Origin of the sequence: Bacteroides sp. AM07-18 (genome assembly GCF_003602695.1) — a bacterium.
GTDB lineage: Bacteria > Bacteroidota > Bacteroidia > Bacteroidales > Bacteroidaceae > Bacteroides > Bacteroides uniformis.
Genome location: NZ_QTLM01000006.1, coordinates 35,259 through 59,416, shown reverse-complemented (window position 1 = coordinate 59,416; position 24,158 = coordinate 35,259). Strand labels below are relative to the sequence as shown.

Genomic DNA, 24,158 nt, shown 5'->3' with positions numbered 1-24,158 from the left:
TAACCATTAATCATTTTTTTCCATATTCCGGGTCTATCCTTCTGTCTGCAAAAATGGTGACAACAACCGTGGCGAAACAGCATATCATTACCAACCAGAAAAAGTCCGTATATCCGATAGCCTCCTGGATATATCCCGCAAACATACCTGGTATCATCATGCTTAGTGCCATGAATGCGGTACAGATGGCATAGTGGGATGTTTTGAATTCACCTTCGGAGAAGTACATCATGTAGAGCATGTAGGCCGTGAAACCGAAGCCGTAGCCGAATTGCTCGATGGCGATGGCGGTGGAGATGGCAAACAGATTGTCGGGCTGGGCAATGGCAAGATAGACAAACGTCAGGCATGGCAGAGTCATGCATCCTGCCATCCACCAGATGGATTTTTTCAAGCCAATGCGTGATGCGAACAATCCTCCGAGGATACCGCCCAGGGTGAGGAATATGACTCCGATGGTGCCGTATACGATACCTACTTCTGCTGTCGATAGTTCCAGACCTCCCGATTCTTTGGAGGCAACCAGGAAAGGCATACACATTTTGATGAGGAATGCTTCAGGCAGGCGGTACAGCAACATGAACACGATGGCCAGCAATGCGCCCGGTTTGGTGAAATAGGTGGCGAATGTTCGTCCGAATTCTCTGAATATGGCTCCTGCAGTGGCGGCATCGGCAGCCAGTGTTGACTTATCTGAGGTGGGTTTGGGGACTGCAAAGAGGTGATAGAACGTCACCAGGCTGAACAGAACGGCTGTAACCAGCATCGTGATGGTCCATGACAGCGGAATGTTTTCGGTTCTCAGTTCGATGGCGCCGGCAATGGCTACGAGCACGCCTTGTCCGAAGATAGAGGCGAGCCGGTAAAACGTGCTTCGGATGCCAACGAAGGCTGCCTGGTCACTCTGTTTCAGTGCCAGCATGTAGAAGCCGTCGGCGGCAATGTCGTGTGTGGCAGAGGCAAAAGCCGTGATGATGAACAGCATCAGCGTGATGCTGAACATGCTGATGGGGGTTGTTCCGGCTGCCATAGTCGCCTCGTCCGGCCGTGGAATGGACAGCGTCAGCAGGATGAATGCCACGGACATCAGAATCTGCATGGAAAGAGTCCACCATCTTTTGGTCTTGATGATGTCGACAAACGGACTCCAGAAGGGTTTGATAGTCCAGGGCAGATAAAGCAGGCTTGTGAACAAGGCCATTTCTCCGTTCGGTACGCCCATCTTGGTAAACATCATCACGGAGATGTTGTTTACGATGAAATACGGAATGCCTTGTGCAAAGTACAAGGTGGGTACCCATGCCCATGGCGATATGTTTTTTGTATGGTTCATGATATTGATTTATTGTGTTTTATCCGATTATTCATATAGCTTTTCAATGCTGGCACCTATATAATAGTGCAGCAGTATTGCATCATACTTATACCCTTGCTCGCCCATCACGGCTGCACCTATCTGGCAAAGCCCCACACCATGCCCCCAACCGGCGCCGGTGAGGATGAAGCGTCCGGGAATGCCTTCGGCGGACAACTCCTCTTTGTCTACCACAAAGGCGGAGCTATAGAGGTGTGAAGTGGAGAGCGTACGGCGGATTTCCAGTTCCTTGCCGATGGTGAGTGTGCGTTTGGTTCCCACAATCTTCAGTTTCCAGAGGCGTCCGCTGGTTCCGCGGGCTATGGGGATAAGGTCGATGATTTGTCCGTAGTCAATGCCTGAACGTTTCAGAATGAGGGCTGAAAGTTCTTCCTGAGTATATTCCACTTTCCAGCGATAGAAGTCCGTAGTCTCCTGGTCATAGTTATTGAGTACCTGCGAGAGGATTTTCTTGTCGGTGGTGTTGCAGAATGCTTCGGGGGAGGTACGAATCCAGCGGTCCGCTTCGACTTCCTGCGTCAAATCGGGTAGTGTGGCGTGCGTTTTGCTGTCTCGTTGTTGGGCAAGATAGGGGTATTTGATGTCTTCCCAGCAGTATTGGAATTCCTCGAAAGCACCGCCGCAGCATTTGGAGAAACGGGCGTCGCAAATCTTACCATCAGATGTCAGTACTTGGCCGCGGGTAGCGGAGATGGCTTGTTTCACAATATCGGTAGAGGCACGTGTAATGCCCTGGTAGCGCTGACAATGGTCGTCGGCGCATACATCGAAACGTGTGTGGTCTTCTCGGTCGTACCAGCGAATCAGCTCTTCGTCGGTCTGCGTAAAGGCCGAGTAGTTAGCTTGGGCTTCGGTGATTTCCTTATTCTTTTGTATTTGTGCCAGTAGCCAGCTTCGGGAGATGACAGCGTGTGCCTTGAGCAGCTCCAGAGAAGCGGTGGCACTCATCTCGGAGGAGATGACGCTGGTCAGATAATCTTCTACATGGATGACGTTGATGCCGGTGAGCTTTCCATTCTCAACGATGATTTTGAGAGCACCCAGAAAACGCTGGTCTTCCTTGCGCTCCCAATGGAAATTGATGCCGATGGTAACGTCCAATAGTTCGAAGGCATCGGTCTGCTCGTGTTGCGGTTCAAACAGCAGTTCGTCATACCGGCGTCCATTCCAGAGAATCTTGCCTTCGTCGTAGGTCACTACCTGCTTTCCGCTGACTTCCGTTCCGTCCATGCGATACGGATTCAGCAAAACGAATTCTATCTGCGGTTCAAACAGAATGCCTACTTGTACTTTGGGCTCTTTCATAATGGTATTTCTTTAAAATTAGAGTTCTTGGATTTCAGAAGTCATATTTTTTCCCTGATACGCTGCCGTACCTTGTGGAAATCTGTGGCAGAGAGGCATACTTCACTTAATATCTGCGCCACGTCTTCCGCAGTGATTTTCAAGAAATCCTTTTCTACGGGGGTGATAAAGACACCTCCCAAGTCGACGGATGCCGGGCTGCTCAACAGATTGGCTTCTCCTTCGGCAGTATAGCAGGCGGGGCGGTGTTTCTCGCGCGGGAAGACAAAGACCACCCAACGGTCGGCCTCGTATAGGACCAGTACGTTCATCATCGGCTCGTCTTCTTCGGGTTTCACGTCCAGAGAACGGTAAATGATGTCGAACAAGTCTGCCGCGTCCTCTTTGGAGGTGGATTCAATCACAAGTGTGGCACGGGGAGCGTCGTCAAGATACCACAGTGCTGCTTTCCTATAATCGGCTATTTTCCCGGCAGTCTGTCCGCGCCAGTCCTTCTCGATGGGCATGAATCCCTTGTTTCCTGCCTGGAAATGGGCATGGTCGGGGGCAGAGGCACCACACTTGGGACCGTTGTAGAAGATGGTATATTCCGTCAGCGCCCCGGCCAGCTCCAGCATGTCGGTGAAGCGGGAAGCGATGCGTTGGGGCGTATGCGCCAGTTCCGGTATTGTCAGGTGGCGGGGGAAGATGGGGAACGGATTCACCAGGATGTTGTAATGTCCGCTGAACGGGATGCCTTTCTGTACCGGCGGCAGGTTTGCCGGGCACAGAAAACATTTCCGTTCCTGGATGGACTTGGCATCCACCCTGGCACCGGAGGAAACGATGCGTGCCGGGTTGAACTGCACCTTATAGGGTATGCCGTTTACGTTCAGCTCTTTCACCCGCACGCCGGAGAGGGCGGCATAGTTGTTGCGTGCCGTCTCCCAGGATGCCAGTTGTTCGGTTAGAAGATTGTGTATCGTTTGATTCATGAGGTTGTCTGTTATTTGATGATTTACGGTGTACAATCACTTTTTCCTGTTCATCGCTATGCGTGCCTGGAGTTCCCAAGTACGGATGCGGTCTTTGTAAAGGTTGTGTCCGTTCATCTTCACGATGTCCAGTGAGGCGTCGGAATTGTCGTCCCAACGGCGGCAGAGGTAGACCACGTCGTACACACGTCCTATCTGGTATTGGCGGGAGAAGTTCAGTCCCAGTGCATAGTCTTCGCCATAGCTGGTATTGGGTACTTTCACTTCGCGCAGCACCGGGGTATAGAAGGCGCGCGGGGCACCCAGACCGTTGATGCGGAGGGCGTTGTTGCGTCCGTTTGCCGGAGTCCATTCCTTGTGGTCGATGATGCCCGGAGCAATCATGTTCATGTTGAAGTCCGTCATCATATAGGTGCCTACTACCATGGCGCAGTTCTGCTCGTAGAAGGCGCGGACCATGATGGCGAGTGTATTTTCGTCTTTGTATACGTCATCGCTGTCCAGCTGCACGGCAAACTTGCCGCACTTGGGGTGGTGTACCCCCATATTCCAGCAGCCGCCGATGCCGAGGTCGGTACGTTCGGGGATGATATGGATGACGCGTTCGTCATCCTTGAATTCATCGATGGCCTCCGTAGTGCCGTCTGTGGAATGGTTGTCGATGATGATAAGATTATATTTAAAGTCTGTCTTCTGCATCAATACAGATTTGATGGCGTCACGGATGGTACGGATACGGTTGCGTACCGGAATAATGACGGAGGCCTCATATTCGAAGTTACCGGCAGAGAACTCAATCTTCTTGAACTCCGGTGCCAGATACCCCCCGATTTCTTTCAGATGTTCGGTACATGCCTGCTCCATCTCAATCTGGCGGTCACGGTTTTTGGGGTCTACATAGTCGAAAATCTTTTCGCCGCTCTTGCGGGTATCGTTTTCCACCTCGCTGTATAAGTATTCGTTGATATGTACCAAGTCTGAATGTTGGCTCAATTTCAGGCGCAGATCATAAAGTCCGGCGAAGTTGTAGTCAGACTTCATGTGCCCGGCGGCTTCCTTTAGTTTTTCGGTGTTGAAAAGGAGCAGGGAGCCAAAGTTGAAGTCATCCCTCAAGGAACCGAATTGGTAGTCGATTACCGGAGCGTTGCTCTGCTTGCCGTCTGCTATTTGGTAGTGGTCGGCATATACCATACCGGCGCTTGAATCTTCAAGGATGTGTATCATACGTTCCAGTGCAAACATACCCATTTCGAGCGTAGTCTCTTTGGTATAAAGCAATGTGTATTCTCCTTTGGCTGCATTAGCAATAGCTTTGAGGGTTGCACTGCTGTAGGGCATGTCAACAAACAATATTTCGCAGCCCGGGAGCGATTCCAGAGTGGTATCGGTCGTGATTAACCGGATTTCTTCTATAAGTCCTGTCGCCTGTAGGCTGTTCACTGTTTTTTCTACTTGTTCTTTTCCTGCGTAGGGAAGAAAGCAACTGATTTTATTCATGATATATCTTTTAATTTTTAATTCTCAATTTTTAATTCTCAGAAGTCCCACTTCTCCACTGGTTGCCGTGAACAGCACTTCGTGGCCGTTCAACGGAACTACGGTACTGATAAGTGAATTTCCTATTTTATGTTTCCACAGTACTTTGCCTGTTTTTCCTTCCAGTGCGAAGATAAGTCCTTCTTTGGTACTGCCAAACATTACCCCCTCTTTTTCCACTTGCATGGAGGGGGCATGCTCATAACCGAAACCTACATTGGTTGCCCACAACTCCCGCGGAGTATCTCCTTGAGCTGCATAGCAAACAATGCTGTCGTTCATCGTTTTGCTATAGATACGTTCACCGTCTTCGGAAAGTCCGATGGTCTCGCGCACCATGGACTGGAAGGTGCGCCACACGGTATTGCCCGTATGGATGTCTATGGCGGTCATGGCGCGTTGCGGGTCGGTAATGAATACTTTGCCGTCGGTGGCTACCGGCCATACGGCGGCTGGAGAGAAGTGCATACGGGTCAGTCCGCCCGTCCATTTCCATAGTTCATGCCCGTTTGCCTTGCTCAGGGCATACAGTGTATTGTCCCATGCGCCGAAGATAACTTTGTCTTCCGTCACCAACGGCTTGGTCTCGATGTAGCCCTTCACGCTGGTGTAGGCCCAGATTACTTTTCCCGTATGGATGTCTATGGCACGGAAAGTGGCGTCACTGGCACCGATGTATGCTCTGCCGTCTGCGATGGTCACGGCTCCGAGCACCGGTTCGGCGGCTTCTACCGTCCAGAGCAGGCTGCCGTCTTTGGCGTTCAATCCGTAGATGCGACGGTCAGCAGACCCGAATACAACGATGCCCTCGCTTACGGCCGGAGTACCGACAATGCGCTTGCCGGATTCAAAGCTCCATAGCTTTTTACCGTTTTTCAGGGCGTAGGCTGTCAGCTGTCCCATATCGTCTCCTACGAACACTTTATCTTTTTCTACGGCGGGAGAGCAGTAAATGCCTGCGCCCGTCTGCACCATCCATTGCTCCTTTACTTGCGGATACTCCTTGTTGACCGAGAAGTCAGGATATTTCTCTGCCTTTCCGTTGCGGTCGTAATACTGTCCGGTCAGCGAGAATGCTGTCCACTGCTTCTTGGGCTCGCCGATACGTTGCGTGTATACCCGGATGGAATCCCCGGTTACTTCATAGATGCCGTAACCCGGTTTCCCTTCTTTGTCGCACAGGTTGCTGCGCATCAGTACGCCCGGAATGCCGTCGTAACGTAAATCCCGGTTGCTGTGGTAGTGTCCGCCGATAAACAAGCGCACGTTGTAGGGGCGGACGGCATCCGTCACCTCATACCAATTGTCCACATCACCTTCCATTAGCGGGTAGTGGGTGACAAGTATCACCGGTTTGTCTTTGCCGTTTTTCTCCATTTCCTCCGTCATCCAACGGATGTCTTGCGGCACTACATGCCCATAGGCCATACGCATCAGCGGACCGGAGTTGAAGCCGAGGAAAAGGAATCCCTTATGCTCGAACTCGAAGCGTTCGCCGCCAAAGATTTCTCCGAAAGCGGTGCAGCCGGAATCGCTCCATTTCGTTTCATGGTTGCCTAGGACTACGTGGTAGGGGACCTTCAGCAAGTCAAGGCACGATTTCACTTTTTCCATGGTAGTACGGTCGCCTTCTTCGGTCAGGTCGCCCGTCACCAGGACAAAGTCGATACTGTCGGTGGCATTAATCTGTGCCACGGAACGCAGCAGGTCCTCTGTGGGATTCGGATTGTTCGGGGTCAGATGAATGTCCGTCAGTTGGGCAAAACGGAATGTCCCTTGCTGTGCCTGCATCCCCAGGGGGAGCAGGTAAGCCATCAGGACGATTATTAACAGTCTTCTGTTCATAGATGATGATTGGTTGATATTACTTGTTGTCGTTGAAGAATGTCAGTACAGCATTCATGAGTGCCTCTCTTTCAGAATCAGTACGTATGGCTTCAAAGGGAAATCCCAAGACACAAGTCTTGTAATTGCCTTGATAAGCCACACCGGCACTTAGGTTGTTTTCAGAATACCGCATCACAGTGTGCGCATCTTTGGTTGCCGGTTCAATGGCGTCCGGTGATTCCACCACATACGAATCGGCATTCAGCTCATTGTGATAGGTATAGTTTCCTGAAAGGGCGGGGAACGGAGAAGCTACGCTTTTCACCTTACCCATTGTAGCCGCTTGTCCCACACGCCACTTATATTTCAGTACTTCCATCGCAAATTTCTTGTCGGCTTCGTCGGCGGTTGCAAGGCGGTTGTCCCATAAATCCGTTCCTACAAAAGCGCCCGAAACAAAGATATTTCCACCTTGCTTACAATAAGCCGCAATAGCCTCCTGCATCGGTTTGCTGAAAGTCTTGAACTCCAACGGTTTTACGCCTCCCCGTCCCATCTTGGTCTGGCATTGCTTCCCAAGTATCAAGTCCACATACCTATACTCCCTCATATCCACCGGAATATTCTTCTCTCCCTTTCCTACGGGGGAGAGACTTTCATTACTAACCGATACAAACGAATATCCCGCTTTCAGGATAGCGGCACCATGTATGGCAGGATAATCGAACGTATTTCCTGCGATGACTTGGGTCTCGTAATTTCCATAACTGTCGCCGAAACCGGAGGCGTCGTCGTCCATCCAGGGAATGGAACGGCGGTATTCCTTCATCTTGCCAATGTAGCTGATGTCATGGATATAGGGGACCCCGTGGTCCTGCTCATCCAGAAATCCGGCAAGGAGGGTGTCGGCGGGGGCGGGGGCCGTAAAGTCGGCAGGGGCACTGATACGGTCGAATCCGTTTATCACCAATACGGCACCTTTGGAATTGAACGCCCGTCCGGTGGAAAGAATTTCGGAAGGGAAACTTTCACCGCCCTTGTTGACAGCGGTAACCTTGTAGCTGCATACCATGCCGGCGGGGAGCGTGGTTCGGTAACTGTTGCCGTCCACCAATACTCCGTTGTCGAAATCCCCGTCGCCGATACGGGTATAAACAATGTATTTCTCTGCTACGGCAGTTGGTTCCAACGCATCCGCTACGGGTTGCCAGGTCAGTTCCACTTCGTTCTCGCTGGTCATGTGCAAGGCCATGTGGTCTACCGGTAACGGTTGCACTACATAATCCATGTGGTATTGTGAGCAGAGGAACTGCAACATACCTTTATAGATGGCGCGGCTTACGGTGAAACGGAAACGTGGGTCCAGTCCGTAGCGCATGTCTGCAAAGTTTTGATGGGAAAGCAGTTCGAGCAGCATGGTAGGTACGCGGGGTACACGGGCCTCATAGTAAGATTGGTTCCATTTGCCACGGCGTGTCCATTGAGGTTCGTAGAGGGTACGCACGTCGCGCACGATGTTGGACTGAATCAAGTCTGTCAGGTCGTGGCTCAGATAGCGTGATGCTCCGTTGGCGAACTTCTCATTGTAGGCGTTGGTATGGTAGATGCCGAGTGTCCCGATGATGGAATCGTTCTGTGTAGTTCCTGCATCGGAGTGGAAGGCGAAGGCCATGTTGACGGGGATGTTCAGCCCTCTCTCCGTCGGATTCACGGCAGAGCCTCCGGAAAGGTAGTTCACCCAGATACCACGGCATTTATAGTCATCCGTATAGTCGTTCTTTCCGTTGCTTTCTGAATATACGCTGTCCGGTATGCCTGCCCATTGCAGCCAGTAGCGGGCGGCTTCGCAGAAGCGGGGATAGTTAGATAGTTGATAATTGATAGTGGACAATGGAGAATAGGTTACACGGTCTTGGATGTTGCCTGTATGGGTGTTTTGCAGGTTGCGGGTGTCGGAGCTTTTCAGGTTTTCCGTAGCGCCCTCGTTGGAGATGCGGCGGGCGATGTTCCCCATACCGCCGCCAATCTTCACGGCGTCGGCGGTGATGATTCTTCCTACTTTGGAGGAAAGGTTGCTCAGAACGACTTTGCATTCATTGTTCCGACCGGCATTGAAGCCGAAGGTGCCGAGGTAAATCCAGGTGCCGCCTCCCATTTGCTGGTTTACCTTGAACTGCGTGGTGCCGCCTTTGTGATAGACGGTGTAAAGGGCATCGTCCGCGCTGTTTGGCAAGGTTTGGTAAGAGACGTATACGGCGTATTGTCCGGTCGAAGGGATTTCGGGAATCCATTCGGCGGTGCTTGCGTTTCCTTTCTTGATGGTTTCTATGGCGCGGTAGGTGCCTTCCTTGAAAGGATTCTCAAAGTCTATGTATTGGGGGCGCAGGTGGGCGAAGCCTTGTCCTTCTCCCTGACTCCAGAGCTTGTCACCGGAATTTTCTGTATAGACGGAACGGCCGGTCAGGCAACCGTCATTGTCTACGATGACTTCTGCCGTCTGGCAATCGCGTTCGCGGGGAAGCAGCACATTGGCACCGGCATTTTCCAACATCGGTACGAGGAAGGGCAATACGTAGCTCTGGGTGTAGAGGTCTTCCACTGTCTGGAAGATACGCGCACGCTGCCATTCCCAGCGGTCGAGTTTTGATTCGTAGTACCAGCCGTGGCTTTGCCATAGGGCGATATGCCGGTTATGCAAGCCGTTGGTGGGGGTGTAGGGGGAGGAAACTTCGGTAACCAGAGGCTTGGAAGCGACGGGGCTGAATGTCTTCGTCTTTTTGTCTTTTTTACTGCGCAGGGCTTGGGGAACCAGTTCTTCGATACTGCGCTTGTTGGTACGGATTTGCAGCTTGTATTTGGCAAACTCCGCCGGCAGCAGGGCGCTTACGCCTTGGTAGATTTCGGCCACATTGTCCTCACGGAAAGGAATATAGGCACAGTTCATGTTGGCAAACAGTTGCAGTGTATTTCCTTCCACAGCCACTGAGTCGATGCTGATACGTCCTACGGAAACTTCTTTTCGTGCGGTGGTATCCAAGAATTTCCCGATTGCCTGGCGGACATCCGTCGGAAGTCCTTGCGCGCCTCCCGCGTGGGGGAAGAGGGAGGCGGCAAGCAGACTAAGTAAAAACTGACGTCTTACATTCATAGATGATGTATTAAGTTAATTGTTCTTTTTATCTTTCTTAATCAATAGACAGAGACCGATGAAAGTGAACAGTGCATTGAAAATCAGCAATTCGTAGCTGAATTGATAACCTCCGAACCAGGCTTCGGAATTCTTCTGCAGAATGAAGCAGAGAACCGGGGAGGCGATGGCAACTAACGGGATGTACTTGTCACGCACTTGTTGTTTCATGAAAATGCCGAAAGCAAACAGACCCAGGATAGGACCGTAGGTATAGCTTGCCAGAATATATACAGCGTCGATGACACTGGTGTTGTTGAGAAGATTGAATACGAAAATGGTGATTCCCATGACAACCGCCATGCCGATGTGCACTTTCTTGCGCATCTTCACAACCGTCTCTTCCGACTTGCCTTTCGTTCCCAGAATGTCTACGGTGAAGGAAGTGGTCAGCGCGGTGAGTGCCGAGCCTGCGGCTGAATAGGCAGAAGAAATTAGGCCGATGATGAACAGTATGCCCACAATGGCAGGGAAGTAGTTGCCGGTGGCAATCAGCGGGAATAGTTCGTCACTCTTCTCCACCGCAATCTGCTGGTTGGCGGCAAAGATGTAGAGCAGTACGCCCAGCATCAGGAAGAGCAGGATGACGAAGAACTGCGAAATGACGCTGGTAATCATGTTCTTCTGTGAGTCCTTGAAGTTCTTGCAGCTCAGGTTGCGCTGCATCATGTCCTGGTCCAGCCCGGTCATGGCAATCATGGTGAAAGCGCCGGCGAGGAACTGCTTGAAAAAGTACTGCTTGCTGTTCACATCGTCGAAGAAGAAGATGCGGGACATGTCACTGTCGGCAATGGTGCTTACCATACCGGTAAATGACAGATTGAGGTCGGAAGCGATATACCAGATGCAGAGTACGACCGACACCACCAAGCAGAATGTCTTCAGAGAGTCTGTCCAGATAAGAGACTTTACGCCACCCTGGAAAGTGTACAACCAGACCAGTGCCACCGTGATGGCCACGTTCAGCAGGAAAGGCAGTCCGAAAGGTTCGAATACCAGTAGTTGCAACGTCAGGCATACGAGGAACAGACGGACAGCGGCACCGAGCATTTTGGAGATGAAGAAGAACCAGGCACCCGTGCGGTAGGAAGACATGCCGAAACGGTTCTCCAGATATTCGTAGATGGATACCAGGTTCATTTTGTAGAACAGCGGTACCAGCAGATAGGCTATGATGAGCTGTCCGGCAATGAAGCCCAACACCATTTGCAGATAGCCGAAGCTGCTGGCGGCAACCATGCCGGGTACGGATACATAGGTCACACCTGAAATGGCGGAACCGACCATGGCGAACGCCACGACATACCAGGATGACTTGCGGTTACCCACAAAGAAGCCGGCATTGTCTGCCTTCCTTCCTGCAATATAAGATACCGTGAACAATATCACGAAGTAGGCAGCGATGGTAATGATTACGGAAAGTGGAGTCATGAGGTTATTTACGATTTTATGATTTACGATTTACGATTGAAATTACTTCTTTTGATGATATGTACGACTTTGATTATCCTATGTACGCTCTGACGTTCTCTTCCAATTCACGTTCATTTTTTAATCGTAAATCGTAAATCGTCAAATCGTACATCCCTTTATTCTTCGTAGAGCAGATAGGGCTTGCGCTGTACCTTGAATTTCTCCACGTCGTCTTTCCATCTTGCCTTGATTTCTTCGGCGCTCTTTCCTTCCTTTATCATTTTGCGCACGTAGTCGGTGCCTATCAACAGCTCGAAGAAGGAACGGAAGAAGTGGTCGTCCATGTTCAGATTCCGGTAAGCGTCTATCACGTAACTCAAGTCAATGCCGCGTTTCCAGATTTCCTCGTCGCTCATGTTGCTCAGGTTCACGCCGTGGCAAAGCTTGCCCAGCTGGGGCGGATTCTTGGCTCCGGGAACACTGCGCGGGGTGAAGCTGTAGCTGTAGCCCGTCATGTTGGGATGCCCGTAGACCTGGAAGGGGAGGTCGGTTCCTCTTCCCAGGCTGACCGGAGTGGCCTCGAAGTAGCAGGTCGAGGGGTACAGATAGATGGACTTCATGTTCGGCAGATTGGGGGACGGGGGAATCGGCAGCTTGTATAGGGTCTGGTGCGTATAGTTCTTGCAGGGAATGACGGTCAGGTCGCAAGTGCGTGACGCCGGCAACCAGCGTTCGCCGTTTACCATCAGGCCCAGTTCGCCCAGCGTCATGCCGTGCACCACGGGAATCGGCAGCCAACCTACACCGGATTTATATTTCATGTCCAGTATCGGGCCGTCCACGTAGTGTCCGTTCGGATTGGGGCGGTCCAGTATCAGCACCTTTCGGTTGTATTCTGCACAAGCGTCCATCAGCCGGCACATAGAGGCATAATAAGTATAGAATCTCAGGCCTACATCCTGGATGTCTACCACAAGGATATCGAACTTGCGCATGGATGCTTCGCTTGGTTTCCCGGATTTCCCGTCGTACAGCGAGAGGATAGGTACTCCGGTCTTCTTGTCTACCGAGCTGGACACATGTTCGCCTGCGTCGGCATCTCCTCTGAAACCGTGTTCAGGGGAGAAAATGGCTACTACATTGAACTTGTTTTCCAGCAGAATGTCCAGCAGATGCTTGTCTCCTATCATTCCTGTATGATTGGAGAATATGGCAATTCGTTTATCTTTTAGGATTGGAAAATACTCGGAAGTCTGTTCATCACCTAAAATAACTCGTTCTTCTTGTGCCCGGCACAGTAAAGAACTACATAGCACAAAGGCTAAAAGCAGCAGTTTCTTCATAATAGTATTATTAAGGAGGACGTTGTTTGCAACAAAGATACGTTTTATTTTAATATCAAAAACACTTATTTGGGTATTTTTAGTATTATCAATCATAATTTGCAAATAGTCAACTGTTCACCTTATTAAATAATGGTTGAACTGCATCAGTTGCCTACGGAAATACTTTTTATAAAAAGAGTGAGGGCCAAGTTTGCCCTCACTTTGGTACAATCGGTGGGAGTGCCGGTTCATTCTTCTATTCTTACCAGATGATAAAGTGTTCCCCGGTTCGATTTCTTGTTGAGGATGTCCAGCTTGCGGAGCGTGCGTCCGAAAGCTGCTATCCGGTTGATGGCCAACTTATCCCTCGTTTTCTGTTGCAGGTCGTTGAAAATCTGCATGGCTGTGAGCCATTCGCCTTCTTCGCTCTCCTCCGCGCCACGGAAATGGCAAAGGAAAAGTTCTTCCAATGGGTCTACCCGCTCGAATTCCCGGTTGTACTCCTTTACGATTGCTTCGTCAGTGTCGTCCAGCCAGTAGCGTTCACCCTTCATGATGTCGTGCATGGCTTGGGCATAGAGCTGGCGATAATTGATAGTGACGTTTGTCTGGATAGGGCCGGTCACTTCGATGCAGATGAAACGGCGGCTTCCCGACGGGTCGGTCAGCAGGTCTTTCAGATTGCTGGTCCCGATGAAGGAGGCATAGCGGCGCATTTCCTGAATAGTGGTACCGTAGGGCTTTCGCAGGTTGGCAACCGGTTTTTGCAGGAGGTGCTTCAAGAAGCCTTGCTGATTGGCGTTTATCTGGTCGAATTCGTCGATGTTAATCAGAAAAAAGCGGCCAAGGCTGCGCTCCGCTTCCTGCTTGCTCTTGAAGTCGATACTGTCGGTGTAGCCGAAACGCAGTTCCGGTGGCAATAGGATGCGGCAGAAAGTACTTTTGCGGTAACCTTGCGGACCTACGAGCAGGGGCGAGGTATTGTTGCCGTGCTGTTTGTCGATTCCCCGCCAATGTGCCACCATGCCAAGAAACCACCGGTAGAACAGTTCCCTCCAGTGGGGATTATGGCAGGGCACGAGGTCGGCCAATGCGCGGATGCGGTCTTTGCCGTCCCAGCGTCCGGTGTTATAGAGATATTCTTCGATGGGGTTGTATAGCGGCACGTAGTCCGAAGACAGGAAGCGGGTGATGTCGCGGTCCCACACACGTACTCCCTCTTTCAGTGCCTTCATGGCAATGCTGCTGCGTACGCGCTGGTCGGCAGGCTGGAAGTAGAAGTGGATGGAGTCGCGCTGCCGGTATTCCAAGTCGCCAAGCACGGTGTTGTAGCGGAATTCGTAGCGGCGTTTCATGAACTCTTCCAGCCGGAAAGCAGTTTCCTGGTCTTTGTTCAGGCTGCTGCGGGTGCCGAAGCCTTTCAATTCCCCGTAAAGGTTATGCAGCGTCAGGCGTACAAGGGGTTCGTCTGCCTCCCGGTAGTAGTGCACCAGTGTCTGGCGCACCGCTTCTTCTTCAGGAATGCCGGCTTTGAAGCAATGTTCGGCAAGGCGGGACAGCAGCGGGCGCAGGTCGTCGCCCCGTCGCCAGTTGTCCAAATCGCGGAAGGCGCGGTCGAGGGCGGCCTCGAAGAGCAGGTTGCATGTGTCCGCCACTTCGTAGCCGGGAGTCATTCTCAGCAACGGATTGCTTTCCTGCTGTTTCCGTTGGCGGTAGTTGTCTTCCGAGGGCAGGGCGCAGGGCTGTTCCAGGCAGAAGGCCACGGCGGTGGGGCTATAATAGGGCTGTTCGTCCACGGTCATCCGGCAGCTTTGTAGGAGTGAAGGAGCCTGGAGGGTGATGGGGAAAGGGAGAAGGGGTTGGTAGCACTTCACTGCCAGGCGGTAGGCGTGGGCGTGGAATAAGGCGATATCGTCTTCATTCTTTGGAAGCCCTCCGTCGGGCAGGGTGAAGCGTACCCATATTTTGGCACTTCGTCCGCTGGAGCCACAGAAGGCGGCAAAGGTTTGCGGCAGCAGGGCGGCTTGTTGTTTCACCAGTTCGGCTTCGGCCACCCCGGCCAGATTGTTTACTTCCAGTAGTACCAGCCCGTTGTAGGTCTTTATCCGGTGTTCTCCTGCTTTGGTGCGGGTCATTTCTACGGCGGGATAGAGACGCGGCAGTCTGTCGATATGCTCATATCGGGCGTTGGTCCCTTTCAAATGCGGGATGATGCTACGCAGCTCCGTAATGTATCCGGTCTTGTTCTCGGTTTTCAGCTTTTCCATCAACATGTCCGTTTTTTGTGTGCTGACGGCCTCTTTTCCGCTTTCGCGTTCCTCTCTGATCAGTGTGATTTTCATTCTTTATCGTGTATGTAATATTCTTGTAAAGATACGCCGGGAAAGGGGGGGGATACAAGCTTTTCAAGGATTATTTTCCGATTGGCTTCTTTTTTGGGGTGGAATGTCTATATGTTTCTTTTATAAAAGGTGTTCGTTTCTTTGCTTATCCCCATAGTTTTGTCTACTTTTACACCAGAGTTTATGAACAGTCCACTAAAGTGGTCTTTCTTGTTCATATTAGTGAACGGAGCAGCTCACTACAGTGAACGGTTCTGCTCACGGGCTGGGCTGTGATATAACCTTTGTACTTCAACAGACTGCGTACGTACTTCGCACGTGTTCCGTGCAGTGCTTTATCGTATAATGTAACCCTTTAACGCAGTTTGAACTATGGCTATTTTGTTTGATTGGTACGAGAATCCGGACTCGTACGACAAATCTCCGGAAGATAAAATCCTTCATCCCCGTCTCCGCCTAAATGGGAGCAGGTCTACCGATGAATTGCGGCGGGACATCCAGGCACGTTGCTCATTGACAGAAACCGATGTGACGGCTGTGCTCGATGCTGTGTCGCACGTCATGGGCAGGGAACTTGCCGAAGGAAGGCAGGTGCATCTCGACGGCATCGGCTACTTTCGCGTGTCGCTCACCACGACCGAACGGGTAGTGGCTGCTACCAAGCGTAAGTTGACGAAGGTGAAGATGGCGGGTGTGAAATTTCGTGCTGACCAGAAACTGAAAAATGAAATTGGTACCATCAAGGCAAAGGCTTTGAAGGCAAACGAGCATTCGGCTAAACTGACGGATAAAGAGATAGACCGTCGGCTGACCAACTATTTCGCCACTCGCCCTTTTATGACACGGAATGACTTTCAAAGCGTTTGCGGCATGATGCGTACTACTGCCATGCGGCATATCCGTCGGCTGCGCACCGAAGGAAAGTTGAAGAATGAGGGAACAATGCTGCAACCGATTTATGTACCCGTTTCAGGATATTACGGTAAGAATGAGTGACTTATAACTTTGAACGAAGAAATCTTGTGGTGAGGGCAAATTTTGCCCTCACTTTTTAAATTTGCTCTCACCCACCTCTTGAATGCCGATGAATAGGGCGATGCGTGCGAAAGGTGAGGGTGGTGAGGGTGGATGTGTGAAATTTAGTTTAGTTTGATGGGCGGCTGAATATGGGTATTCCCATACGGTGTATATGTTCCAAAAGGTCGGCATTCTTTAATTTGCCATAGATGGAAAGGTCTACGCTGTAAGGCAAAAGCAGGTCGTCTATTTCATCGGAAAGGCTGCTTAAAGTATTATACGTAAGTCTGTCTCCCATCAGCGTGATGTCTATGTCGGAAAAAGGCTTGAAATTTCCTTTGGCTCGTGAGCCGTACAAAACAGCCTGCTCTATTTCTTCATGTTTCCGGAAGAGATTGCATAGCTTTTCCAGTTCATTGTCGGTCAATCCGTACATAGCTCAATCGAATAAGGATGGTGTATTCAAGGATTGCATTTTCTCTTCAGAGACTACATCGTTGTCATGATTGTGCGATGTCAGATTTCGGGCTTCTATAGTCTCCGTCCATTGCTTGTCATCAATCAATCCCATTTCAAGGGCTTTGCGTATGGCATCACGGGAGCTGCGGATGTCGGTATACCCCTGATATTCTGCATAGTCCTTCATCACTTTCCAGGCCAGTTCGTGGGTATATTCAAAACGCTGTATCCATCGTATGTCTTGCTGTACCATGATAGCTGTCTGTTTTTAAGTAAGCAAATATAAGCTTCTTTTGTGTAACGAGCAAATGGATGGGGGCTTTTTCGTGAAAGCTGTCTGGGGCTATTTTGGAGAAAGGCTGTTTTTAGGTGTGGAATAAGTTCCTGAATTTGTTGAGCCGATGTCGAAATAGTTATATATGTATGTTCTGGTTCCACATGCATTTATGAAATCAACCGTTACGCAAACTCGTTCAATTTCATGACTGTTCCGACTGCTGAAAGTAGTGAAATAATATCCTTGCATGTCTACCTCCCAATCGCAGTCAACACTCCAATGAAAATCATGCGCACCTTCAGGAATAGGATTCAATCCGCATTCACCTCCGCTTTGTGACAGATAGCCATATATAATGTCATGGTCATTTTCTTGTATTCCTGATACATTGAAAGTAATTGGTTTGGAAAACTGAACAGTGTATTCCTTTGTGTGTACTATTGCGGTTAAGGTCGTATAAATGGAACTGCCTCCGGGTGTCCCTAAATTATTCAGGGTGATAGCAGGTGATGCCTGATTTAATTGCGAATATAAATCGTTGCCAACAATCCAATCCACTGTTGCTTTTGTGGGAAAATTCTTGATACTGAATGTCCCGTTGTCACAGATTACGTCAGGGCCAATCAGTTGCATTGATGTCTTAGATACACTCAAAGGTAGCTCATTGGTAAAATTATCGGTTTGATTTTTATATTTGTAGCTCACTTTGACACTTGCGTTACCGGGTTGTGTCGGTACGATTGTTACCGTAGAGCTGTTCTGACCACTTACTATCTTGATATTCTTCCCGGTCCAATAAAATGTATGTGCCTTGCTGTCATTGATGGAATATATGTATTCTTTATATTGTTCAATATTTCTGTAGCCATCTATTTGAGGACCCATATTGGGAAAACTGATATTGCTTTTCCGAGCCATGAAATACTCTTTTGCTCCGATAGAATTTATGTAGAAATCATGGACTTCTACTCCGACATCGCTGTTCTTGAAGGCTTGCTTTGATTTCAAATTTATTTGGAATCTACTTTGTGTGACAGATGCACTTTGAGAGACTTCAGCGAATAGATTTTTATCGTAAGTCCACTTTATGCCCGTATCTTTGTTTATGGAATAATTGCACCAAAGTGTTATCGTATCTCCCAATTCAAATGTTGAAGGGGCATTGATTGGCATAGGTTTCATTTTGACATTGATGTTTCTTAGATCTGCGGTAAGTTCGATTGTACTTTTTTCAGGACGTACCATCAGGGTAGAATTACTACCTGCTTTAGTCCATAATACATTTATTGGAAAATGGTTTTTTCCTGCTGGAATTTGGGTTACCCATGTACTCTCGAATCGTTCTTGGTAGTTTGTTTTGAATCGTGCTTCTCCACCGACTGCTGAAATTCTTATACCTACAGATTGTTTTTGTATAGGAATACTTAAATCATAAGTGTAGTAACCATCACTAACATAGGGGTTCATTTCGCCCGTAATAGTACCGCTTATGTAGGAAGCACGTGTTGTGACATCAGAATAGAAATCCTTATCTTGTAACTCGTCTGTTTGTTCTTCTTTGTTGCAACTACTATTGATGAAGCAGATTAGTAGTACGAAAAATATGTTCTTCTTTTTCATGATATGTTTCTTGTTAGTATGTTATGAACGAAGGGAAAGTATATGATATTGATTTATGGTTCCTTTTAGAAGGTGCTATTCGTGTTTCTATACACCTTTTAAAGGGAATAACAAAAGCGTCCATACATTTGTATTTAGATACATGGAATGTATGAACGCTTTAATTAAATCCAAACGAGGTACAGCGCGATATGCTGTTTTTAGTTGATTACCAACCCGGATTCTGCTTCATGTTTTTATTCAGGGTCAACTGTGTAGTTGGAATCGGGTAGAAATAATGTTTGGCTTCATAAGTACGGATTTGTGCATCGGAGGCATCTATATATCCGTTCTTGGTCGCTTCTTCACAGTCAGGCACATTGCTTACGTTGGCGCCCAACATGGTGTTCGGGTACTTGGTTGAATCCAATTTGTCGAGCTGGTGCCAACGGATTAAATCCCAATATCGGTACCAGTTATCCATAATCAGTTCGCAACGGCGACAGCGGCGTATCTCCCAAATCAGATTGCTTACTCCCATATTATTGGCAGGATCGGCATCTGGAGTAGTTGTCATAGCCGGCAGGCCGGCACGAGCCTGAAGCTTGTTTATGGAGTTGTTGAGATCGTCTTGTGTGAGAGAACCCATTTCGGCTTTGGCTTCTGCAAAGTTCAGATAAATAACTGAAATCCAATAGAGCGGGCAGTCGGTGTATTGGTAGCCGATGTTGTTTCGGTCGCTAACACTCAATTCTTCGGGGTTATCATACTTGGCGATGCCATAACCGGTCGATGTGGTGAAGGCTGCTACACCGGCACGGCTGTAGGCGTGGCCTCTGAAAGAAAGTACCGGGTCAAGAATTTCGGACAGGCGCTTGTCGCGTACGGCCAAAACCTCTCTTATAGAGTAATTTTTGTCTGCATCCAATACGGCTGCATCGTCCTTGTTTTTCGAGGTTGTTGCCAACGGTTTTCCATCAAGGAAAAGGAAACTGTCGAATGCGTCCTTTGAAATGCCGTGCGTACCACTTGTATTGATTGTGTAGTCAATGGTGGAGTGCCTTAACGAACTTTGTGCATAAGGCTTGTAGAAAATCATTTCCGGATTGCTTGCCAGGCTGACAGAATTATAGTTGGCTTTGTAACTGTTACTTAGAGAGTAGTTTTTGGCCATAAGATATTCGCAGGCTGATACACATTCTTGCAAGTATTTGTTGGCGCGGCTCTCATCAGCGGCTTTGCCATTCTCTGCTTGAGTGCGATATTTGCAGTATGTACCTTCATATAAGGTGATGTCTGCTTTCATGGCATATGCCATGTCGGTGCTGAAACGTTGCCGATTGCTGTTTGCGGTAATGTGTTCGCACGCATAATTGATGTCTGCCAGCACATGGTCCATCACTTCATCCCGGTCGGTGCGTGGTCCGTAGAGGGCTTCGTTGTCGGCTGGGTCGATAACTTTGTCTATCCATTGAACATCGCCGTACATACGGACCAACTGATAGTATTCCCACGCACGGTTCATGCGTGCAAGACCTTCATAGTGGGCCTTTGTTGCTTCATCAAGAGAGGAAGACTGTACACCGGCAATGATATAGTTGGCGCGTCGGATTTCTGTGAAAGGGGCTGACCAGTTTGTGGAAGATGCGACCACGTTAGTGTAAGTCCAGTTATGGCTTTCTGCATCTACCTGGTCATCGCTTATTGTTTTGAAGTAGAACCATCCTCCACTGGCTCCGTTGCCAAAGCCGGTAAAGTTGTTATAAAAAGTATTGCACTGATTATCCAAATTATCGGTGTTGCTCCAGTATGCCGGAGTATTCGTGAAGGTATCCAAGGGGGATTTGTCCAGCAAATCGTTGCAACCGGTTAACATCGCCAGCGCTGTGACCCCATATATAAATAATTTCTTCATTGTTCTTAAGTTTTTGAGGTTGTTATAATGTTACCTGGACTCCAAATGAGAATGTGCGTGTAATAGGAGCTATACGTCCCCATCCACCAGCTGTAAGTCCATTGCCTGTACTGATTTCGGGGTCGACTGGAAGGTCATTCCCTTTGTGGAGCAGAAAGAGGTTGCTGCCACTGAAGTAGATACGTGCTTTCTCAATGTAGGCTTTGCGTGTCCACTCTTTCGGAAGGGTATATCCCACAGTTACGTTCTTCAGACGAAGATAGGACATGTCTGTCAAATAGCGGGATTGGGGATAGTAGTTGTTGCAGCCGTTAGCTATACCGGATACGGTACCTCCACTATTATTTGTACCACGATAAAGACGTGGATAACGGTTGCCTTGATTTACCTCATAACCGGTAATGGCGGTATAGTCTGAATTCCAAAGCACTTTGTTATAGCTTGTTTGGTGGGAATAGATGGCTACGTCGGCATGTACCATGGCGGGAAGGTTTAGGGAAGAAGTCGTCCAGTCCTCACGTTTGCCTACACCTTGGAAGTAGAGGTCAAGGTCGATACCTTTCCACGCTCCGCCTAAATGGAAGCTGTATTCGTAGCGTGGCATAGAGTTTCCGATGACTTTCAAATCGCCGTGGTCGTCTGCTGTGCCTTTTCCACCGTCAATCTTGCCATTGCCGTCTAAATCCTTGAACTTGACGTCTCCCGGGCCGTAATGGAAATTACCGGATTCCAGTCCTGCCTGGCTTGCAATGCCGTTTGCATAATTCCATGAGCCGTCTGCATTTTGGCTGGTGAAGTCTTTTTCCTCGAAGTAACGGTCGGTTTCAAAACCGAAAATGTCACCGTAGGTTTTACCGGTGTAATAGGTGCTGAGCAGTTTGGAATCATTGTCCCACTTTGTTACTTTAGTCTTGGAGTCACCGATGTTGAAGTTGGCATATACGTCGAAGTCGCCGAAGGTATGGCGCCAGTTCAAGTTCAACTCCCATCCACGTGTACGTAAGGTACCGGCATTTTCATAAGGAGCAGAAGCACCCAGAGTGTTCGGCAATACTTGTGCCGGTGCCAGCATGTCACGATTCTCACGTTGGAACCAGTCGAAACCTATAGTCAGTTCGTCATTCAAGAGACCCAGGTCAAGACCTATATTGAGGGTGCGGATACGCTCCCAGGTCAAAGTACTTGATACCAAATCCGGCATGTTATACATGGTCAGGAGATTAGCGTTGGCATTATTGTTTTCAATCCAATAGATATAGCCGGTACTTTTATTGTTCAACCGTTGGCTTATTAATTGTTCGAACATGTAGTCGCCCACAGCCTCGTTGCCGATTTCGCCAAAAGAAGCACGCAACTTACCATTGCTGACAATATGTTTCAGTGGGGCGAAGTAGGCTTCTTCGGAGAAGCGGTAGCCGATGGATGCAGAAGGGAAGAAGGCCCACTGGTCGGTATGGGGGAAACGGGAAGAACCGTCGTAACGTCCGTTCAGTTCCAATAAATAAATGCCTTTGTAGTCATAATTGATACGGCCGAAATAACCGGCAGAAGCGCGGGATGTATGATTCCAACTCAAATCTTGTCCATCCTTGCCAGCCATATTCAGTTCGGGGTATCCCTCTTGATCGTACATCACATTGCGGGTACCATACAGATATTTGTATTCCTCTTCTTCTGCGTTGACACCTGCCATTACATTCAGGTTGTGTTTTTTGGCAAATGTTTTGGTATAGTTTACGTATGCGTTGGCCGTCCATGTGTTCTGTTTGGAAAAGTCTCTCCAGATGCCGCTATTGCCTTTAGTGACGATGTAAGAGGGTACCGGTTTCCCGCTCCAATTGATGCCGTAAACGGAGTTGTCCTGCGAACCGCTGTTCATATTCTGAATGGCATATGTAAAGTCTGCATTAAGGGTCAGTCCTTTAACGATTTCAGCTTTCAAGAAGGTGTTCATACGGGTCAGGTCTGTTGTCACTTCACGATCGGCAGCTTGCTTCTGCATGGCCATGACGCGTGTGTCATAGCCGTCGATTGTGCCCGAAGGAATGAAATAAGAACCCCAACGCCACAAATATTGGTAGGTGTTGGCCCATGTGTCCGGGCGTTTATAGTTCTTACGACTATAGTTGATGCGTGCACCCACCTGTAGCCAGTCGTAAACATTAGTGGTGACATTGACTGAGGCATTGTACTTTTTTAGTTCGTCCGGGTGAATCTTCATCTGTCCTTGCTTTTCGTTGTAGCCGAAAGATAGGTAGTAATTGGTCTTACCAGATGTTCCTTGTATAGAAACATTGTGGCTCATGGAAGGAGCAGCTTTGTTGAAGTAGATGTCCTGTACATCCCAGTCAGCATAATAAAAAGGAGTGCCGTCCAATACGATATAGTCACCCACGTTACTATCGCTTTGGTAGAGGTTCATAGGACGGTAGCCGGTCTTGCCGCCGTTCTGTTGCTGCCACTTTTCGGCGTAAGGTAACAATTTGTCGAAATACATACCGAACAATTCAGGCATACCGGCACCACCGTTCATACTGGCTTCGATACCCATCTTTAATTGTGTGGGTACATCGGGATAGTCCGGCAGGTAAGTAGCTTGATCCCATGCAAAATTGTTGCTGTAATTGATGGTAACCTTTTCGCTAGGCTTTGCGCTCTTGGTATTGATTAGAATCACACCGAAAGCGGCGCGCGTTCCATAAATGGAGGAAGCGGAAGCGTCCTTCAGTACGGAAATATTTTCGATGTCTTGCGTATCGAGGAAAGAAATGTCATCCATCGGAACGCCGTCCACTACAATGAGTGGATTGCTGACTTCTCCATTACTCAATGTCCCCAAACCACGTATACGCATGGAGGCTGTCTCGTCGATGGCACCACTTGTGGTGAGAATGCTTAGTCCCGGAACAGCCCCTTGCAATGCTTTGGCTACATCTTGTTGTGGACGACCTGCCATTGTCTTGTTTAAGTCCACTGTAGAAACTGCTCCTGTCAAGTTAGCCTTCTTTTGTACACCGTAGCCTACTACTACTACTTCATCCAGCATCTCGGTATCTTCTTTCAGAGTTATTCTCATCGTTTTGGCTGCCTTCACTTCTTGTGTCTGATAGCCCACAAATGATATTTTTAGTGTTGCTCCCGGTGTTATGGTCAATGTAAACTTACCGTCTAAGTCGGTAATTCCGCCGTTGGTAGTCCCTTTTTCTACTACGCTGGCACCGATAATCGGTTCGCCGGCTGCATCGACAACTAAACCGCTGATAGTGATAGCTTGTAATTGTTCTGTTACGCCAAGCGAATTATCAGGATTGGCTTGTGCAGCCATCACGTTGCCGCTGCTTAATAACAGTGAGCTGATTGCCACTGCTGTGAGGAGTTTGCTATGTGTTAGTCCTCGTTTTTTGTGATCTTCATTCATAAATGATTGATGATTTGTTGTTAATTAAATACTTCTTAAATTTAGGGTAAGGGTAATAAGGACCGAATAGTGAGACTATTCAACTTGCAGGATTGTTTCTTTTTCCATAGGCATTTTCTCTTTTTAAAGGTTTATAACTTTATATTATCTCTTGTTTTTCTATTTGTTTGCCAAGTCCAGACGGAACTT

Annotated in this window: 15 protein-coding genes; 1 reads left to right on the top strand and 14 read right to left on the bottom strand. The window is 48.9% G+C overall.

All coding sequences use genetic code 11. The features are described from left to right. Window positions 1-10 precede the first annotated feature (10 nt). From DW096_RS10085 to DW096_RS10040, 9 genes are all read right to left on the bottom strand, one after another. Window positions 11-1,333, bottom strand: a complete 1,323-nt coding sequence (locus DW096_RS10085) for an MFS transporter (protein WP_005824972.1) — start codon at window positions 1,331-1,333, stop codon at window positions 11-13. 27 nt (window positions 1,334-1,360) lie between these two features. Then, window positions 1,361-2,680 (bottom strand): SpoIID/LytB domain-containing protein, encoded by a 1,320-nt coding sequence (locus tag DW096_RS10080; RefSeq protein ID WP_057281381.1) that lies wholly within the window; start codon window positions 2,678-2,680, stop codon window positions 1,361-1,363. 41 nt (window positions 2,681-2,721) lie between these two features. Next, entirely contained in the window at window positions 2,722-3,654 is a 933-nt protein-coding gene (locus DW096_RS10075) for a DUF4922 domain-containing protein (protein ID WP_057281521.1), read from the bottom strand. A 36-nt stretch (window positions 3,655-3,690) separates the two neighbouring features. After that, the gene (locus tag DW096_RS10070; protein ID WP_117963513.1) at window positions 3,691-5,151 is read right to left on the bottom strand and encodes a glycosyltransferase family 2 protein; all 1,461 of its coding nucleotides are present in this window, start codon (window positions 5,149-5,151) and stop codon (window positions 3,691-3,693) included. Window positions 5,152-5,175: 24 nt separating this feature from the next. Then, on the bottom strand, window positions 5,176-7,035 hold the full coding sequence (locus DW096_RS10065) for a PQQ-binding-like beta-propeller repeat protein (protein WP_117963514.1): 1,860 nt from the start codon (window positions 7,033-7,035) through the stop codon (window positions 5,176-5,178). Between the two features lie 19 nt (window positions 7,036-7,054). Beyond that, window positions 7,055-10,165, bottom strand: a complete 3,111-nt coding sequence (locus tag DW096_RS10060; protein WP_120028746.1) for a xanthan lyase — start codon at window positions 10,163-10,165, stop codon at window positions 7,055-7,057. Window positions 10,166-10,180: 15 nt separating this feature from the next. After that, complete coding sequence (locus DW096_RS10055) at window positions 10,181-11,635, bottom strand: sodium:solute symporter (protein WP_087332263.1); 1,455 nt, start codon at window positions 11,633-11,635, stop codon at window positions 10,181-10,183. Window positions 11,636-11,793: 158 nt separating this feature from the next. Beyond that, window positions 11,794-12,960, bottom strand: coding sequence for an exo-beta-N-acetylmuramidase NamZ domain-containing protein (locus DW096_RS10050; protein ID WP_034532683.1), 1,167 nt, complete (start codon window positions 12,958-12,960; stop codon window positions 11,794-11,796). 230 nt (window positions 12,961-13,190) lie between these two features. After that, a complete protein-coding gene (locus DW096_RS10040) occupies window positions 13,191-15,284 on the bottom strand; it encodes a BT4734/BF3469 family protein (RefSeq protein WP_120028745.1) in 2,094 nt (697 codons plus the stop codon). Window positions 15,285-15,656: 372 nt separating this feature from the next. Between DW096_RS10040 and DW096_RS10035 the strand changes: the two genes are divergently transcribed. Beyond that, window positions 15,657-16,280 carry an HU family DNA-binding protein gene (locus tag DW096_RS10035; protein WP_005834690.1) on the top strand — a complete coding sequence of 208 codons (624 nt, stop codon included), beginning with the start codon at window positions 15,657-15,659 and terminating at the stop codon, window positions 16,278-16,280. A gap of 148 nt (window positions 16,281-16,428) precedes the next feature. Here DW096_RS10035 and DW096_RS10030 read toward each other — a convergent pair whose 3' ends face one another. The 5 genes from DW096_RS10030 to DW096_RS10010 form a co-directional block, all read right to left on the bottom strand. Further along, on the bottom strand, window positions 16,429-16,737 hold the full coding sequence (locus tag DW096_RS10030) for a nucleotidyltransferase domain-containing protein (protein WP_005824948.1): 309 nt from the start codon (window positions 16,735-16,737) through the stop codon (window positions 16,429-16,431). A gap of 3 nt (window positions 16,738-16,740) precedes the next feature. Further along, entirely contained in the window at window positions 16,741-17,013 is a 273-nt protein-coding gene (locus DW096_RS10025; protein WP_005824947.1) for an HI0074 family nucleotidyltransferase substrate-binding subunit, read from the bottom strand. A 90-nt stretch (window positions 17,014-17,103) separates the two neighbouring features. After that, window positions 17,104-18,657, bottom strand: coding sequence for a hypothetical protein (locus DW096_RS10020; RefSeq protein WP_005824945.1), 1,554 nt, complete (start codon window positions 18,655-18,657; stop codon window positions 17,104-17,106). Window positions 18,658-18,865: 208 nt separating this feature from the next. Then, complete coding sequence (locus DW096_RS10015; RefSeq protein WP_005824940.1) at window positions 18,866-20,551, bottom strand: RagB/SusD family nutrient uptake outer membrane protein; 1,686 nt, start codon at window positions 20,549-20,551, stop codon at window positions 18,866-18,868. 22 nt (window positions 20,552-20,573) lie between these two features. Further along, complete coding sequence (locus DW096_RS10010) at window positions 20,574-23,969, bottom strand: TonB-dependent receptor (protein WP_016272490.1); 3,396 nt, start codon at window positions 23,967-23,969, stop codon at window positions 20,574-20,576. Window positions 23,970-24,158 lie beyond the last annotated feature (189 nt).

Coding starts and splice junctions, on each gene's coding strand:
- DW096_RS10070 (WP_117963513.1), bottom strand. CDS start 5,151: ATGAATAAAATCAGTTGCTTTCTTCCCTACGCAGGAAAAGAACAAGTA.
- DW096_RS10015 (WP_005824940.1), bottom strand. CDS start 20,551: ATGAAGAAATTATTTATATATGGGGTCACAGCGCTGGCGATGTTAACC.
- DW096_RS10040 (WP_120028745.1), bottom strand. CDS start 15,284: ATGAAAATCACACTGATCAGAGAGGAACGCGAAAGCGGAAAAGAGGCC.
- DW096_RS10065 (WP_117963514.1), bottom strand. CDS start 7,035: ATGAACAGAAGACTGTTAATAATCGTCCTGATGGCTTACCTGCTCCCC.
- DW096_RS10030 (WP_005824948.1), bottom strand. CDS start 16,737: ATGTACGGATTGACCGACAATGAACTGGAAAAGCTATGCAATCTCTTC.
- DW096_RS10055 (WP_087332263.1), bottom strand. CDS start 11,635: ATGACTCCACTTTCCGTAATCATTACCATCGCTGCCTACTTCGTGATA.
- DW096_RS10010 (WP_016272490.1), bottom strand. CDS start 23,969: ATGAATGAAGATCACAAAAAACGAGGACTAACACATAGCAAACTCCTC.
- DW096_RS10050 (WP_034532683.1), bottom strand. CDS start 12,960: ATGAAGAAACTGCTGCTTTTAGCCTTTGTGCTATGTAGTTCTTTACTG.
- DW096_RS10020 (WP_005824945.1), bottom strand. CDS start 18,657: ATGAAAAAGAAGAACATATTTTTCGTACTACTAATCTGCTTCATCAAT.
- DW096_RS10075 (WP_057281521.1), bottom strand. CDS start 3,654: ATGAATCAAACGATACACAATCTTCTAACCGAACAACTGGCATCCTGG.
- DW096_RS10025 (WP_005824947.1), bottom strand. CDS start 17,013: ATGGTACAGCAAGACATACGATGGATACAGCGTTTTGAATATACCCAC.
- DW096_RS10085 (WP_005824972.1), bottom strand. CDS start 1,333: ATGAACCATACAAAAAACATATCGCCATGGGCATGGGTACCCACCTTG.
- DW096_RS10035 (WP_005834690.1), top strand. CDS start 15,657: ATGGCTATTTTGTTTGATTGGTACGAGAATCCGGACTCGTACGACAAA.
- DW096_RS10060 (WP_120028746.1), bottom strand. CDS start 10,165: ATGAATGTAAGACGTCAGTTTTTACTTAGTCTGCTTGCCGCCTCCCTC.
- DW096_RS10080 (WP_057281381.1), bottom strand. CDS start 2,680: ATGAAAGAGCCCAAAGTACAAGTAGGCATTCTGTTTGAACCGCAGATA.